12 protein-coding genes are annotated in these 15,481 nt (G+C 58.1%); 7 read left to right on the plus strand and 5 right to left on the minus strand.

The window, feature by feature from the left end; genetic code table 11:
• Positions 1-34: 34 nt before the first annotated feature.
• Positions 35-1,102, minus strand: a complete 1,068-nt coding sequence (locus GH665_RS07525; RefSeq protein ID WP_153135330.1) for a helix-turn-helix transcriptional regulator — start codon at positions 1,100-1,102, stop codon at positions 35-37.
• Positions 1,103-1,222: 120 nt separating this feature from the next.
• Here GH665_RS07525 and GH665_RS38880 point away from each other — a divergent pair, with 120 nt between their 5' ends.
• Together GH665_RS38880 and GH665_RS39065 are read left to right on the plus strand one after the other, a co-directional pair.
• Complete coding sequence (locus tag GH665_RS38880) at positions 1,223-1,405, plus strand: hypothetical protein (RefSeq protein ID WP_174771705.1); 183 nt, start codon at positions 1,223-1,225, stop codon at positions 1,403-1,405.
• 501 nt (positions 1,406-1,906) lie between these two features.
• Positions 1,907-2,260, plus strand: a complete 354-nt coding sequence (locus tag GH665_RS39065) for a hypothetical protein (RefSeq protein ID WP_246216158.1) — start codon at positions 1,907-1,909, stop codon at positions 2,258-2,260.
• Positions 2,261-2,263: 3 nt separating this feature from the next.
• Here GH665_RS39065 and GH665_RS38935 read toward each other — a convergent pair whose 3' ends face one another.
• Positions 2,264-2,554 carry a hypothetical protein gene (locus GH665_RS38935; RefSeq protein ID WP_217361870.1) on the minus strand — a complete coding sequence of 97 codons (291 nt, stop codon included), beginning with the start codon at positions 2,552-2,554 and terminating at the stop codon, positions 2,264-2,266.
• Between the two features lie 489 nt (positions 2,555-3,043).
• Here GH665_RS38935 and GH665_RS07545 point away from each other — a divergent pair, with 489 nt between their 5' ends.
• From GH665_RS07545 to GH665_RS07570, 5 genes are all read left to right on the plus strand, one after another.
• Complete coding sequence (locus GH665_RS07545) at positions 3,044-3,790, plus strand: SIR2 family NAD-dependent protein deacylase (RefSeq protein ID WP_153135332.1); 747 nt, start codon at positions 3,044-3,046, stop codon at positions 3,788-3,790.
• A gap of 38 nt (positions 3,791-3,828) precedes the next feature.
• Positions 3,829-6,447, plus strand: coding sequence for a PD-(D/E)XK nuclease family protein (locus GH665_RS07550; protein WP_153135333.1), 2,619 nt, complete (start codon positions 3,829-3,831; stop codon positions 6,445-6,447).
• Entirely contained in the window at positions 6,444-9,926 is a 3,483-nt protein-coding gene (locus tag GH665_RS07555) for a UvrD-helicase domain-containing protein (protein ID WP_153135334.1), read from the plus strand. Before GH665_RS07550 ends, GH665_RS07555 begins: the two co-directional genes overlap by 4 nt.
• A 154-nt stretch (positions 9,927-10,080) precedes the next feature.
• Entirely contained in the window at positions 10,081-11,010 is a 930-nt protein-coding gene (locus tag GH665_RS07560) for an NUDIX hydrolase (protein WP_246216159.1), read from the plus strand.
• 170 nt (positions 11,011-11,180) lie between these two features.
• Positions 11,181-12,047 carry a uracil-DNA glycosylase gene (locus GH665_RS07570; protein WP_153135335.1) on the plus strand — a complete coding sequence of 289 codons (867 nt, stop codon included), beginning with the start codon at positions 11,181-11,183 and terminating at the stop codon, positions 12,045-12,047.
• A gap of 92 nt (positions 12,048-12,139) precedes the next feature.
• Here GH665_RS07570 and GH665_RS07575 read toward each other — a convergent pair whose 3' ends face one another.
• The 3 genes from GH665_RS07575 to GH665_RS07585 form a co-directional block, all read right to left on the minus strand.
• Positions 12,140-12,289 carry a hypothetical protein gene (locus tag GH665_RS07575; RefSeq protein WP_246216160.1) on the minus strand — a complete coding sequence of 50 codons (150 nt, stop codon included), beginning with the start codon at positions 12,287-12,289 and terminating at the stop codon, positions 12,140-12,142.
• Between the two features lie 679 nt (positions 12,290-12,968).
• Positions 12,969-13,319: a cyclic-phosphate processing receiver domain-containing protein gene (locus GH665_RS07580; RefSeq protein WP_246216161.1), complete on the minus strand. Its 351-nt coding sequence runs from the start codon at positions 13,317-13,319 to the stop codon at positions 12,969-12,971.
• A 180-nt stretch (positions 13,320-13,499) separates the two neighbouring features.
• On the minus strand, positions 13,500-13,943 hold the full coding sequence (locus tag GH665_RS07585; protein ID WP_153135336.1) for a hypothetical protein: 444 nt from the start codon (positions 13,941-13,943) through the stop codon (positions 13,500-13,502).
• Positions 13,944-15,481: the final 1,538 nt, after the last annotated feature.

A 15,481-nucleotide genomic window follows, 5' to 3' on the forward strand; every position in this document is an offset into this window, starting at 1 on the left:
GACCTATGCCGTGCGGAAATATCGTTTCCGCGATTTAAGCTGCCGTGCCGTAGCGCTTCGCTAACTCGGCCGCGTCGCGCGCGAATTCGTCCCGAAGCGCGGGTGGTGCCAGAATTTCCACTGCAGCGCCGAGCGAGCGAAGCCACCATCGCAGCTTCACGCTAGGAACCACCGTCCCGGTCACCTTTATGCGACCATCAGGAAGCGGCTCAGGTTTTTGGTCTTTCGACATGCGTCGCTCCTCCAGTCGCTTTGCCTCACCCGGTTCCAGCGCAAGCTCCAGTACGACAGGCTCTTCTGGCAGAAAGTCGAAAACCTGTTCATTCTCAATCGTGTCCTGCAGCCGGAAATCGCGCGGGTAAGCGAACTTGTCTCCCGAATCGACTGCCGAAACGATTCTGTCCAGCCGATACAAAAGCCGAAGCCAGTCAGGCTTGCCTTCATTGGGTCTTGGTGGGTGGTCCGGACTCTGGGCAACCACATACATGAGCCCGGCTGACTCGACAAGCGCGAGCGGCCAGAGCCGCTTCGGCTTGATGTCGTCGGCCCTGGCCTCCCTGTAAGCCTGGCGATACCGGACGAGCAGTTCGCGCTCAAAGAATGTCGCGGTCACGACCGTCTGAAAGACCTCGGGATTGACGGCGGGGCGACTCAACACGTAGGTGGGCTCGACCGAGTCAATCTTGTTGACCCATGCCCGATACAGTCGACTGTCCTCGCGGGCTTGAGAAAGTCGCGTGTCAGCGGCCTTGAAGAGTGGCTCGATGTCCCTGGTCACTGCCGCGGGTAGCTTGTCTCCCACAAAACGTCTGAGCGCGTGAAACGCGACAGCCTCGGAAGCGCTCATCAGACTCGCCACCTGGCCGGCGCCGTGCAGCCAGGATTTGCGTTGCCAGAGCCGATGCCGGCCAGACACGGTCGATAGGACAAGCAGGTCCCGCTCCAGTATGGAAAGCCGTCGTCGAAGTTGCTTCGGATAGTCGACGCGGTGCCCCCGGTCTTCGAGCAACCGAAGAACCTCAGACGTGGACATCCACGATTCCAGGTCCCTGTCTGTCGGCAGGATGCGAAGAATCGCTTCATCAAGGCTTGAGGTTGTCATTCTAGGCTCTGGTCGAAGGTGAGTTGTTCGGTATCCCGTTAGCGATGATTCTACGGGATGATGGGGACACTTATTGTCCCAGTCGTCTTGCATCATGGTGCTCGACCACAGGAGAGACCTATGACTTCGAGCACGAAAATCACCATCGCTGTCTCCGCACGAACGCTTTTTGATTTCGAGGAAGAGAACCCGTTGTTTCTGGAAAGCGACCACGTACGAAACTGCGAGTCTGCCTCGCGACTCGTGGCGACCGGACGCGTGCCGTATGGCATCAACAACGAATCCCGGCTTGTCCTTCATTGAGCAGTCAACCATCGATGAATCAAGAGCTCGAAAACACCTTGGTCGCGAGCTATCCGACCATCTATCGGTCATTGCAGCCACGCTTCTCTGGCGCAAGCCGGTTCGAATGTGACGATGGCTGGTACCGAATCATCCACGAGCTTTCGCGCAAGCTCGAGGCCGTGGCGTGCACGTCGGAGCTACTCGCAATTGAAGTGCGAGAGAAGCTGGGCAGTCTGCGATTCCTTCTTTGGGCTGACGCGACGGGCGCGGCGGAAAGTTGGCTCGCCGAGGCCGCGCGTCTGAGTCAGCAAACATGCGAGCGGTGCAGCCAGCAGGCGAAGTTGCGCGGACATAAGGATGACGGGTACGCACGCTGTGCCAAACGTGTGCCGCGGCGATGGACTACGTCGTCGAATGATGCCGGCACGACGGAGCCTTCTCCCTGCAATTAAACTGTGAAATCTCATGCCACAAATTCTTGAACACATTGACGCAATCGCTCGGAGACTGAGGCGGGACGTGCTTTATCTCGATTTTCTGAAAGCGAAGCGGCCGCACCGCGCCGACTATCGGCGTCTCGAGAGCCGCTCCCATATTGTTCAGTGGCTTGAACGCGAGGGTGTCGAATGGAGCGAGTGCGGAGCACTTGCATCCGAGACAGCAATGCGTTCGTACGCTGGGGAGATATTCATCAACGTGCCGTTCGACGAGACCGACGCCCAGTACCGCAAGGTTCAGGCGTTTCTCGAGCATCCGGACGGCACGATGCGCTTTGACGATGTCAGGTTCTATATCGTCACGCTACAGCTTGCCATGAAGAACGCGCATCACGATGAGCCCGGCTTCTGGGACCGCTGGGCCGACAACTTCTAATTATCAAGACAATAAACTGGAGGCGTTGTGAACAAAACCTATATTCGTGACGGTTCGTCGAAAATCGTTGGCCGTATCCAGGCCGACAGCCAGGGGAAGCAATTCGCCTACGTGGGCGGGAGAATGGTTGGAATCTACAATCCTCAACTCGACAAGACATTGGATTCCCGTCTTCGGGTATTCGGAAACGGCAATCAACTGATGGCTTTGGTCCGTTGCGCCGATGACGATTAACGTTGTTGAGCCTTGACCATTTTGCGCGCTAACTTCTGAATCAAAAAACTGACCTGCCATGCGACTACCCGCCCGAGAAAGGTGGGAGCGAAACCCTCCCGGCGCGCTATGGTTCTGTCTGGGGTACCTGCCCAGAACACCGCGGAAGTTCTACAAATACACGTGGCAGATATGGACGCCAGACTTCGAACTTGAGGGCCATGAGTTCCTTCGTTATGCGATGCGCATGTCCACCGCTGCGTTCATGGCTCGCTACGAAGAGATGTTCCGCTCCAACCTGCCAGGTTGGATATATCGCCATGACCGCCCGCGAGAAGGTCCGGGGACGCCATTCGACAGAAACCACCTGAAATGGAAAGACGTGGAATTTGCTCCCTCATGGGACGATGACCCGGACCCGGTTTGGAATGGACACAAATGACGATGGTCGCATGCCCGTCCGAACGCGGCGCTAGATGCGCTGCGGACAAGCTGAAACCGTTCGTACCTGAATCGACTTACACCCGGCGTATCCAACGCCCGACCGCTTTTACCATCGGAGGATGAACGGTGTCATCTGCACAGCATGTCCTGAGCCCACGCCTGTATGTATTTTCGGGGGCCGGCCTGTCCGCCAAGAGCGGGATTTCGACGTTCCGTACCGGAAGTGGTATGTGGACCAGCGAGAGCATCGACAAAGTCTGCAACTTCCTGACCTGGCGCCAGAACCGGGAGGCAGTATTTCGCTTCTATAACGAGCGAATCCTCGAGAAACGGGACGCACGTCCGAACGAAGCGCACCGGATTCTCTCCGCGTGGCAAAACACTTGGGGAAACGAGCGCGTCCGGCTCGTCACCCAGAACATCGACGATTTGCTTGAGCGGGCTGGCGCGCAGCATGTCACACACCTTCACGGTGACATGCATTCGATGCTTTGTACGTCGTGTGACCTCCGCTTCCCTAAAGACGGACACGAATATCACCTTGACACAGCCTGCCCGCGTTGTGGCGAGGTTGAAGCGGTCAAGCCTGGCGTCGTGTTCTTCCAGGAAGATGCGCCCGAATATATCAAGTTGCATCGAATGCGACTCGAAATGACCGACAACGACCTCTTCGTCGCGATTGGGAGCACCTTTCACATCGTTTCGCCCGAGAGTATGCTACCTCGCGAAAGATGGCATCAGCATGAGAGGAATTTTCTGATTGACCCGGAACCGCGTCGCACGGAGTTTTTTGGATGCGTCGAACCAGAACTTCCGACTGTCGGCCTGCGCAATCTCGAAAGTCGCGTCCATGCTTTGATGACGATGCAGTAAAGCGTGGCATTCAAGGATTGCCTTACTCGAGACCCCTTATGCATATCATTCTTGGACTGAGCCTGGACAGTCGACTAGGCCCGTCCCGCAAGGACGCCCTTGACCAGCCTGTTGTCGGACCCATGGGCCTGCTCGGATTTCTCGAAACCTGGCTGGGACTGAGCCGTCCTGAGGTGAGCGCGGCGCAGCGCGTAGCGAGCTATCTCGGGCACCTGCACAGGCAAACCGGGCAGCCGCGGTTCTATGGTCGTTCGCTAGAGGCCGATGGTGTCGGTACGAGCGCCAAACTTCTTTCGTGGCGTGACGAATGGCGTATGGGCGGCTGGGATGGAACTGCACCCGCGGACAGTCCCAAACGGCTGCGGGAGATGGCAGAGGTGGAGCACAGTGCGATGGGCAACATCCCACCCGGAGAGGCAGAACGGCTCGCGGCTGTACTCGCAGCGCTCGAAACTGAGCGGACGCCAATCGAATCGGTACTGCTCGTCGACCCGCTGGACAGCTTCCCGCGGTTGTGGCGCGAGGTCCTCTCGCGCCTGCCAGATGTCAGGGAGTGGCAGCCCGAGCCTCAGGGCGATGGACTGCTTCGCGCACTTCAGCAGCACGCGTTCGAGGCGGTTACGCAAGGGGAGCTTCGTCCACTCGTGAACCCGATTGCTGACGGCAGTGTTGTACTTGTTCAGGCGTCGACCCGAGAAGCCGCTGAGCACTGGCTCAGCGCACATTGCCGTCAAGCGGCCGCCGACCGGCTTCTGGTCTGCGAGTCGGACGGCGATGCTGTTGACGCCACGATGATGGCGACTGGCGGAGCCAGCTGCGGCTTTCGCAATAGCAGCAGCTTGCGCCCTGCCTTGCAAGCCTTGGGGCTGGGACTGGAAATGTGCTGGGACCCGGTCGACATCGGGCACCTCGTCGAGTTTCTGTCACATCCCATCGGACCCTTCCGCCGGAAGGCGCGAGTCCGTCTCGCAAAAGCTGTCGCAGAGCAGCCGGGTATCGGAGGTGGCGCCTGGGAGTCAGCGAAACAGGAAATTCGTATCGAAGAGAACGGCGATGCCGTACTTGGGGACATCGCTTTCTGGCTCGAGGGCGAGCGCTGGAATCGTGATGCCGGCGCACCGGTGGATGCGCTGCTCGCACGGGTCGAGAAGCTGACTGGCGCATTACGCAAACGGCTGGCGGACGATGGTCTGCTGAACGCGACGCTCGGCGCTGCGATAGAGCAATGCGCGGCTGTTCGGGACGGGCTGCTCGAATTGAAGAATCAGGGTGCTCCCAACATTACGCCGCGCGTGGTCGAACAGCTACTGGAACATGCTACGCCAACAGGCGCAGGGAATCCGTTCGCGCCAGCGCAGGTGAGCTGCCTTCGGGCAGAGTCGGATACCGCTGCGAGCATTGAGCCAGCCGACGAGGTCATCTGGTGGATGCCTTCGACCCCGCAGTTGCCGCCACCACTTCACTGGACAAAGTCGGAACTTGAGGCACTCAGTAACTTTGATGTCGAGATACGAAACCCGCAGCGTGAACTGGAGCTATTTGCGCGGCAGTGGCTGCGTCCGCTGCTGGCTGCTAGGCGGAGGTTCATCATGGTCCTCCCGCCTCCGGGGGCTGAGGAGCATCCCGTACGGCAACTGCTACTGAAACTGTGGCCAGAATTGATGAAGCACCGTGTCGACCTTGACGCACAAGTTGAAAGTGAGTTTGTCGGGACGCTCGCAGAAAACCTCAAGCACGGGGCTTTGCGTCAAACGTCTCATCCGCTCGACCTCGGTGAGTCGATTCCGCTGCCGACGAAAGAGCAGTCGTACACATCCATGTCCGAGCTGTTCAATGCGCCGGCACTCTTCGCGTTCAAGCGTATTGCGAGTCTGAGGCCGGCCACAATACTTGAGGCAACGGAGGGCAGCAGGTTCCTTGGAACGCTCGCACACCGAGTCTTTGAAAAACTGTTCCAGGAAACAGGCAGTTTGAGCTGGACCGACGAACAGGCATTGACTTGGTTCCGGGGTAACGTGGACGCTCTCCTTGCGACAGAGGGCGCGCTGCTGCTGATGCAGGGCGCAGGCGTCAACAAGCAAAGATTTGTCCGCGTATGCGAAAACGCCATTCGCTCCCTGATGCGTTTCCTGCGCGCAGCGGACGCGATGAGGGTTCAAACCGAACTGCCTGTTGCGGGCAAACTCGGTGACGTGTCGCTTATCGGCAAAATTGATTTGCTCGTAGAACTGCGTGACGGCAGGGCTGTCGCGCTCGATATGAAATGGCGCGGGGACAGCCGCTACGCCGGCGAGTTGCTCAATGGTCAGCATCTCCAGCTGGCACTCTACTCGTTGCTTTACCAGCAGCAAACGGGCGTGACTCCGGCAGCGCTCGGATATTTCATTCTGGAGTCTGGCGCGATGTACGTGAGTGCGCCAGACGTTATCCCGACCGCCCAGGTTCGCATGCCTCCGTCCGGCACGACCATCAATCTGCTTCAGCAGGCAACGGCCAGTTGGGGTTGGCGTGCGGACCAGTTTGCCAGGGGCCAGGTCGATGTTGTTCCGGTCGACGGAGGGGACGATTTCCAGGGTCCCGATGGAACGCTGCCTGTCGCCGGGCCAAAGGCATGGGATAGGGACTACACGGTACTGCTGGGGGGCTGGGACCAATGAATAACATCGAATTTGTCAGCGCCGGTGCGGGTAGCGGCAAAACGTACAAGCTAACCAAGACGCTTGCGGAGGCGCTTGAGTCAGGTGCTGCACGGCCGCACGCCATTCTGGCGACCACGTTCACGGTCAAGGCAGCGACTGAGTTGCGCGAGCGCGCCCGCTCCTGGCTGTTGAGCAAAGGCCAAATCGAGCTGGCGACGGCCATTGGTCAAGCGAGGCTCGGAACGGTCAATAGCGTTTGCGGGAAGTTGCTTAAGCGCTTCTGTTTTGAAATAGGACTGTCTCCAGACCAGACTGTCTTGAGCGAAGGTCAGGCGAAACGCTTGCTTGCAACCTCACTTGCCGAGACGCTCGATGGCGCCGGCCAGGAATGGCTAGTTATGCTCACAGAAAAGTTCGGCATTGAGCAGGAAGAATGGTCTACGCAGATTCAGGAGGTGGTCAACGCTGCGAGAAACAATGATATTTCCGCTGAGCAGGTGCGAGCCATGGGGTCCCGAAACGCCGACCTGATGTTGGCGAACTGGCCAGCCCCCGCGACCGGTGATGACCCGACGAAAGCACTCTCTGAGGCGCTGGCGAAAGCGCTGGCGAACGTATCGTCTCACATAGAAAACATTGTGGCAGCCGGAGGAAATGTTGCACAAAACCTCAAAGACGGGCGCCACGACCTGGAACGTCTTGACCGGTGTTTTCGTGAGGGGTACTGGAACTGGCCAGACTGGATTGCTGCTTGCAGGCTGGATGCGGGGGCAAGAGTTCGGGATGCAATCAAACCTGTTACAGCAGCCGCGCAGACTCACGAGTCTCATCCCGACTTCCATAAGGACGTACGCGCCTATCTCGAGTTGGCGTTCGACCTGGCGGCGAGGACGCTCGACACCTATGCCGAGGCCAAGCGCATGATGGGCGCTGTTGACTTTTGCGACCAGGAAGTCCTGCTGCTTGATGTCGTTCGCAAGAACGTGGACGTCCGCAACACATTGGCTGATGAACTCGACCTTGTGATGGTCGACGAATTTCAGGACACGAGCCCACTGCAGTTGGCGCTCTTTGTGGAACTCGCCAAGCTGGCCAGGCGCTCTGTCTGGGTTGGGGACCCGAAGCAGGCCATCTACGGATTCCGTGGCACGGATGCCCGGCTCATCGCCGGCATAATCGCGGCCGTTGAGGGTTGGGGCGGCAAACTCGGGGAGCCGCTGACTATTTCCCGGCGCTCAACACCGTCACTTGTGTCCCTGACGAACGCTGTCTTTGGCTCTGCGTTCCTGCCAGAGCTGCAACCGCCACAAGTGCATCTGCAACCGTCACGAAATGACATAAGCGGGCAGCCTGCGCTATTCCATTGGAATTTCGAGAGTAGGAACAACGAGGCTGACTACCTGGCTCTCGGCCAGGCAGTCAGCGAGCTGCTTCAATCGAAGCTGCAGGTGGTGGACCGGGAAACCAATGAGGAACGTCCCGTGCAACCGGGAGACATCGCGGTCCTGTGTCGCAAGAACGACCAGGTCGAGCTTGCAGTGACGTCCCTGACGAAATGGGGTGTGCCGTCCGCGAGCCCGAGAGCCGGACTTCTGGGCACGCCCGAAGCTATCTTCGTCCTTGCATGTCTTCGACGCCTGCTCGATGCAGGCGACACTGTCGCGTCTGCGCTGATTCTGACCCTTGCGGATGGCGTTCAGGCTCAGGAGTGGCTCGGCGACCGGCTCCGGTATCTAGCCCGAGAAGACGTCGCTTCTGGCCGGTGGAAGGCCGATGGTGAATCCGCACACCCGCTTCTCGCGAGGCTTGAGGCATTGCGGCCCAATCTATCAGCCTTGACACCACGTGAGGCTCTGCGACTCGCGAAGGCGGAATCACACGTCGCCCGCGTGGCCAGCCAATGGTCGACGTCGCCCCATGACGCAAGGACCCGAATCGCTAACGTTGAAGCGCTGATGGAGCTGGGTGTGGCCTACGAAGATGAGTGCGTCGCGGCCAGACGTCCAGCCACCGTAAGCGGCCTTCTGCGCTGGCTTGACGCACTGTTCACGGCCGGCGATGACGACCGGGCGGCTAACTCTGACAATGCCGTCAGTGTAATGACGCATCATGGAGCTAAAGGACTCGAGTGGCCCGTTGTCATACTGACGTCCCTTGGAACAGAAGCGAAAAGCGCGTTGTGGAGCGTCCGTGGCCGTACAGACGGCGATTTCAATCCTGAGTACCCACTGGAAAATCGCTTCGTGCATTTCTGGCTCAAGACGTGGGGAAAGCGGAAGCAGCCGCAGGCAGCCATCAATGCCGAAGCAAGCGTTATCGGCCAGGCAATGGCTGCGGATGCGCTCGCTGAGAACAAACGCCTCCTGTATGTCAGCATGACCCGTGCACGCGACGCGAACGTACTCGTCACATGCCAGCGGAGTCGAAACGTCAACCGTGCTTGGGTCGACGAGGTAGGCGCGGGCGACCTGCTTTTCGGGAATACCGGTCCAGTTGTACTTCCGGATGAACGAACCATTCTCCGAGAGGCCCGAACCTGGACGGCCGCAGATAGTGGTCTTGCGCCGCCCGCACAGGAAGAGTCCACATGTAGCTGGTACTCGGCCGCACCAGCGAAAGATGCCCAGCCCCTCTGGTATCGACCGAGTGACGCGGAAGGTGGTATGTACACTGTCGCCGAGTCCGAATCCATTGGCGTGCGCGTCGCAATTACCGCCGGTATCGAAATGGACGTGCTCGGAACCGCATTGCATCTGTGTATCGCCCGCGCCGGAGTAACGGGAAGCGTCGACGATGCTGATGTCGAACGCATCCTGAGCGCGTGGGAAGTGGCACACGCGGTTGACAAGGCCGCCGTCGTTGCCCAGCTGCAAGCCTTCTTTTGCTGGCTGCAACGTCGCTGGCCGGGCGGCACGGTTCGCGTTGAGGTGCCTCTCGAGGCAGACCGGGCAGACGGAACGCGACTGCGAGGCCGCATCGATTTGCTAGTGGATACGCCTGACGGTTGGGTTCTCATTGACCATAAAGCCAATCCGGGCGCAATCAGTCGGGACGATGCGATTGCGCAAGAACATGGTTCGCAGTTGTCTGCGTACGCGGAAGCTGTTGAAAAGTGTACGGGCAAGTTGGTCAAGGAGCAGTGGTTGTATTTGACCGTCGCCGGTCGGGCGGTAAAGATTGTTTTTGGCCGAGCTTACCGCGAGCGTGTGAGTGCAATCTGCAACATGCACGATACCGGCTGGCTGGCGGACGACAACGACCTGTCGCAAGAGGCTGAGCATGCCGTGGCGCTGCTCGCTAAAGAGAGCGGCAAGCCCGTTTCATCGGTCATAGTTGACGTGTATGAAGCGGCGCCAGGCGTAGATGCTGAGAACAGGGCCGACGACGAGGCCCGCTACGGCCACTACGACGAATACGGCGAACCCCTGCCGCCGCTTGGCGACCTGAACAAGGGGCTCTGTGACGATGACGACTGGGATGACAGCCGCGTAGCGTAAGTGGCAAAGAGACTACCCGGGCCGAGCTAGGCCCGGGTAGTCTCTTTGCAATCTCCCACCGTTGTGACACGCCGCCGGCGTATTTCCAAGGCTTTCTCAATCAAACGTGTAATGCCATTGGCGCGTAGGCCTCACACGCTGAACAGCACTATCTATGATGAAGACTTATCACCCGCACCCCGATGAACATGGCAAGCCTGTAGTGCTCAAGAGCCCGAGCAGGCCGACGACGCTGGACACCTGGTCGGACGCCCAAGCCGTCGCGACCGTCACGCCAGGCGGGCCGATGCCTTCTGTCCTGAATGGAGCACCTCTCGGTTCCTGGTCGGCGCCCCATACGTGGGAGGGATGGGCGTCGGTTGCGGGACAGCTGGAGTTCGATGAGCCTGCGTTCGCATGCCCTCCCGGCAAAAAAGAAGCGGCTGGTGTCGTGATTGTTGAACCGGACGGCCGTGTCTGGGTGGTGGCGCCGTCCAATGGCTATGCAGGCTATACGGTGACATTTCCTAAGGGACGAGTCGAGAAGGGGCTCCCGAGGCAGGCAAACGCCATCCGGGAGGCCTACGAAGAAGCTGGTCTGAAAGTGGAAATCACGGGATTTCTTGCGGACTCATCCCGCTCGATGACCTACACTCGCTACTACTTAGCCAAGCGCGTAGACGGAACGCCTGCAGACATGGGGTGGGAATCCCAGGCGGTGCATCTGGTGCCAGTCGAGAAACTCAATGGGATGCTGAATCATCCCAACGACATGCACCTGATTGAGGCCATCAGGGCCGCCGTAAAGCGCGAAACGTCGAAGAGCAGCGAGTATCACTGGACCAATGATTCGTACTGGACGGAAGCGCTCGACCGCTATATAAAACTTCGGGAAGTCGGCACGCGCGAACTTGCTATCGACCTCGATAGGGTTGAAACCGTCATCTTCAATGGAGACGGCCCGGCGTACAAGACAATGGATGCCATGGTATCGGTTCGTGAACGCGAAGGCTATGAGGGCTTCAAGGATGCACCGCGCATTGTGTGCGCATTGCTGGAACTGCTCGCACATCCACGTGGAAGTCAAACAGAGCGGCCCGAATGATGGCTGTACTCTTTAAGAATGACTGCTGCTGGGCAGCGAGGCTGTGATGGTCAAATCCTGGCGGCACATGGATTGTTGTTTCCGCACATGCATTCAGCTATTGAAAGGCGATGATGAGCGGGTACGCTGGGGTTGACGCGGATAATGTGGCTTCTAAATGAATCTGGCCGATGAACTACAGTGACTATGAGGGCGACCGCCCTAAATTGCTCGGCGACCCAGCCGCCAAGGCTGTTCGAATCACGCTGCTGCGCGAACCGCACATTGCGCCGCTCACGGATTTTGTGGAGGAGCTTAGGCATGAAGCGGGACCAGGAGCGGCAATTCCCGACTTTGACCCGTGGGATGCTGGGGTAACCGCTGAAGTTCTTTTTTTGCTCGAGGCGCCCGGTGCCAAAGCCGTCGCGTCCAGCTTCATTTCACGTAACAACCCAGACGAGACCGCGAAGAACATGTTCGAGCTGAATCGCGATGTCGGCATTGCTCGTAAGCGGTCCCTGCTCTGGAACGCTGTTCCCTGGTACATCGGCGAAGAAGACAGAACGCGTATTCGAGCTGCCACGGCAAAAGACCTGGAGAGCGGACTCAAACCGCTTCCTCGCCTGATTGAAATGCTTCCGAATTTGCGTGCTGTTGTGTTCATGGGCGAAAAAGCACAGAAGGCGCGACCGCAGGTCGAGCAACTTCGCCCAGACCTTGCCCTTTTTTCGTCACCACATCCAAGTCCATTGTTCGTTAACAACCACCCGGGCAATCGCGACATTATTCTTGGCGTGCTGCGGGAAGTTGCGAAGCATCTCGACGGTTCTCCAAAAGCGGCGGCGATGCTGACTGCGTCGGCCAAGACTTGCCCGGCTGTGTCGGATAAGTTGCCGCAGCCTCAAACAGTCGCAGGTTGCGTCAGCGCTGTGCTTAAATCGCTCTCGGCCCTCGCCCAGCCGTCTCAGGGGGAGGGCGAAACCTTGTCGCCTTGTTTTGCTCAGGAAATTGCAGCTCTACGGAAGCCGCTGGAGCTTCTCGGCGTGGCTCCCGAATAAGGCATTGCAAGCAAAGGGGGAGCTGCCGTACACGGGAGGTAGCGGATGGGGGCGGCCTAGCAGGCGCCCTGTCTCCAAAACCACGGACGCGTCTACTCCTCGCCGAAGTAGTCGAGGTCAAATTTCTTGACCACACACCGCGTCGTAGTGGTGACGCCGACGTTGAAGTCAATCATCAGGCCGGTCATTTCTTCTTCATCGATGAGCAAGACCTTTTGTTGGAGATGCTTGACCCGGTCCATTGCGCCTGTGCGTAGTTCCTTATCGCACCAAGCTGACGAACTAGTTCGGCTGGCGCGTGTGGAATCGCGGATACCTTCGTTACGGCGCAAGATAACGTCATACAGCCGTTGATATCAAGGCCTACATTTCAGCGGGCCGCGTGCAAGCCCGCACTATCGGTTCCACAATTACGACGCACGGGGTTGTCAGTGCCGTCGCAAATCAAAAGCGCGCTCGCTCTGCCGTAATGTTCTGTGAGGCATTACGTGGAACCGCCGGACCGTCTATTTCTTTCGACAGAACGTCTATCAGTCGGTGCAGTCGCCCTCTCTGGGTGTGTGTCAGGCCCGGTGTCGAGTGTACTTGCATCAATCGAGCGCGCCAGTACGTCTGGCCGAAAAGCGAGCGAGCTCCCTCCGCCGAAAGAACTCGCTCGAGATGAGCGATTGCTGCGTCAACGTTTTGGGCCGTGTATGGGCTATCGGTGGGAAGTTTCATCTTGTTTTGCATTGGGTTCTCTCTCAGGTTCTTGTGTTGTCGAGCTTTGGATTTATAGTGCTCGGGATACGCCCGGGGCACGTCTGTGGAAGTCGGTTCGAGACGTCGATAGGCTGTCCGCACAGTCCTGCGGTGGCGGTTCATTGAAGTTTGCTCGCCGTTGATGACCTATTGTCGGTGCAGGAAGCGACAACTTATGTCTCAAAGTTCGCCCGGAGGTCGTGCGCGATGCTGCAGGTAGGAACGTAAAAGCCCGACGATGTTGTTTCTGCCGACGGGATTGGCGCTATGCACAGAAAATATGAATTTCTCGGGGATAAACCGGCCTTCGGCATCGAGGTCCATTTCTATGAGCCGCTTGACGACAGTCATCGCCGTATCGTCGCCTCCGAGGTCATGGTCGAAAGATATCTCGCTCGGACATCCACGGGCTTCCAGCATCGCCACGGCCTCCGCGGACGTGCGAGCAATTACCCATGAAGATGACACGGGGTCGCGGAGGTCGTCGATGAATAGTCGATAGCAATCGTTTGTCATTTTGTCCAGCGCCACCGTGCCCCGGCTCGATGGCCGGGTAGAGTTGCATTCGGAAGTGTGTCCACCATGAAAGCGACTTCCACTTGATGCCTCGACAAGCCGAAACCGAGGGGCGACGATTACGGCTGTCACGTATTGGAGCGATTCAATCAAATTGGAGTCAGACGTCATTTAGCCCACCCAATACATTTCGCGTTACTGTATCAGGGTCACCTCAATTTGAAGCCCGCCAATCTGTAGCATCCTGTCCCAGTCTCCTCTGAGATGGTGGTCGAAAAGGTCGTGGAACAGCCAGCAGAAGTGCATATCGGAAAGTGGGTGTGGTTTGCTTTCCCAAACTTCATTCCAGTTTTGCCGGTCGAGCTTGTTCTCTTCAACCAGTAACAGGCCGGCATTGAGCGTTGCAATGATGTTGTCTCCATTCGGCTTAAATTCGGGATGCGCTTCGTTGAGGATGCAGCAAACCGTTGCGTCCAGTTCGACATCCTCATAAGTGTGCTCGTCAAGTCTAGCGCGCTTCAATCCGCCGGCGTTGTGATAGTCGAAGAGGCACCGTGCGGCGCGCCGATGAATCCAAATTTCGGTTTGAAGCAGTTTGTCGTTGAGCAGTCGAAGGCGTGCGAGCTCATGAACGGTCATGTCCGCGAGTCGACGCCTATTGTCTAGCGAGCCGGCCATTTGTTTCCCCGATGTTCATTGCTTTTTGGTACCACCATGCGCTCGCCGGTCGTTTCGGCGACGGCGTCTTCGTCATCGTCGGTATCATGCCGTGATATCGGGACATTGCATGTCCTGAAGAAAACCCGTACTAGAGAAAAGGAATGTTCGATTTAGCAGAATGCGGTTCAACGTGTCCCTGGACTATGTAACTGACAGACATCTGAACCAGGTACGGGGCCTCATGTCGTCGTCATACATCAACTCTTTCAGTGACTGGTGGCATGCAGTCGGCGCGTTGCCTTTCCAGTCGCACGTCAGGTCGCTCCGGATTGTGCAATTGGCTGCGTTTTCCGGCGAGCAGAACGTGTCGTCAGGCTGCGACAACATACGGCCGTACGTTCACTTTCGGTTTTTACCTAGGCGCTCTGGTCGCCGCATGCTCAAACGAGGTCTGCCGCCAGTGGATTGCGACGCAAAATGTCTCGATAAGAGGGTAAATTTGCGTCCGCGATGGCGCCGAATGCGATGTCTGCGGTTTCGGTAGCTTGGTATAGGTCGCCAAGCGAAGGGAATTGGTGCAACTTTGCTGAGAATTTCTCAAGTTTCGCGCCACAGTGCCGACAAAACGTTGGTGAAGGGTCACTGGGAACCTTTCATCGTGAGCATGACCACCGTTGCGTCGACGCTTTCCGCGTTGGCGCTTACTGTCGCATCGAAATGAGACAACAGGCACCCCTCCATAAGGTCTTGCGCGAGCCGTTAGAGTTTGACCTCTCGCCGGCCTTTCCGCAGTGTCGCGCTGGTCCGTCATCCAATCTTAAGCGCGCGTCATTTGCGATTTATGTTGAACCGCCGGCCGCGCCCGGGTTGAGCGAGATATTGCCTGTTTTGCGAAAGAAGGTTCGGGCGGATGTCAAGCCAAGCCGTGCCTCCCTTTGCTATTCGGCGCTTGCCGGACATGGTCTGGCGCGTACAGAAGGAACCGCCGCGTGGGTTGGGGGCGAGAGTACTGACGGTGATGGTGAGCAAGACGCCACAGCTTTCCTTCGGTACAGACTAATCGTCACCGACAGGCTGGAGCCCATCGGCTACTGTACGTTTTCATTGTGCATCAACCGCGACGCCAGAATCGAGATAGAGGTCAGGGAGGTTTGGCTCGAGGCGCGGTATCGGGGCATCGCACTCGGGAGGGCTCTTGCGGCCAAGATTGCTTCAATTGTAATGACGACCCTTGAGCAGGTAGACGGTCGAGCGGGCGAGGTGGGTTTGAAGAGCCTTTACCTTTGGCCATTGGTGTGCGGCGATGTCTATTCGGACTCCGGTGCGCGGTTCGTGAAGGACGTCGCATCAGCGCTTGCCTTTGAAACTCGTTACGCAACCTGGTTTAGCATTGAGATTGGGAACATAGCCTGCGACCTGCGGTGGTGAAGACGAGCAACGGACACCACCGTTCGGCGGACTTGATGCTCGCGCGAGTGCCCTGAAGTCTAGACTCTATGCGACGCGTTCGATGAGCC

Source organism: Paraburkholderia agricolaris (genome assembly GCF_009455635.1).
GTDB lineage: Bacteria > Pseudomonadota > Gammaproteobacteria > Burkholderiales > Burkholderiaceae > Paraburkholderia > Paraburkholderia agricolaris.

Coding starts and splice junctions, on each gene's coding strand:
- GH665_RS07570 (WP_153135335.1), top strand. CDS start 11,181: ATGAACTACAGTGACTATGAGGGCGACCGCCCTAAATTGCTCGGCGAC.
- GH665_RS07555 (WP_153135334.1), top strand. CDS start 6,444: ATGAATAACATCGAATTTGTCAGCGCCGGTGCGGGTAGCGGCAAAACG.
- GH665_RS07525 (WP_153135330.1), bottom strand. CDS start 1,102: ATGACAACCTCAAGCCTTGATGAAGCGATTCTTCGCATCCTGCCGACA.
- GH665_RS07550 (WP_153135333.1), top strand. CDS start 3,829: ATGCATATCATTCTTGGACTGAGCCTGGACAGTCGACTAGGCCCGTCC.
- GH665_RS07560 (WP_246216159.1), top strand. CDS start 10,081: ATGATGAAGACTTATCACCCGCACCCCGATGAACATGGCAAGCCTGTA.
- GH665_RS38880 (WP_174771705.1), top strand. CDS start 1,223: ATGACTTCGAGCACGAAAATCACCATCGCTGTCTCCGCACGAACGCTT.
- GH665_RS07575 (WP_246216160.1), bottom strand. CDS start 12,289: ATGGACCGGGTCAAGCATCTCCAACAAAAGGTCTTGCTCATCGATGAA.
- GH665_RS07585 (WP_153135336.1), bottom strand. CDS start 13,943: ATGACCGTTCATGAGCTCGCACGCCTTCGACTGCTCAACGACAAACTG.
- GH665_RS38935 (WP_217361870.1), bottom strand. CDS start 2,554: ATGGCAGGTCAGTTTTTTGATTCAGAAGTTAGCGCGCAAAATGGTCAA.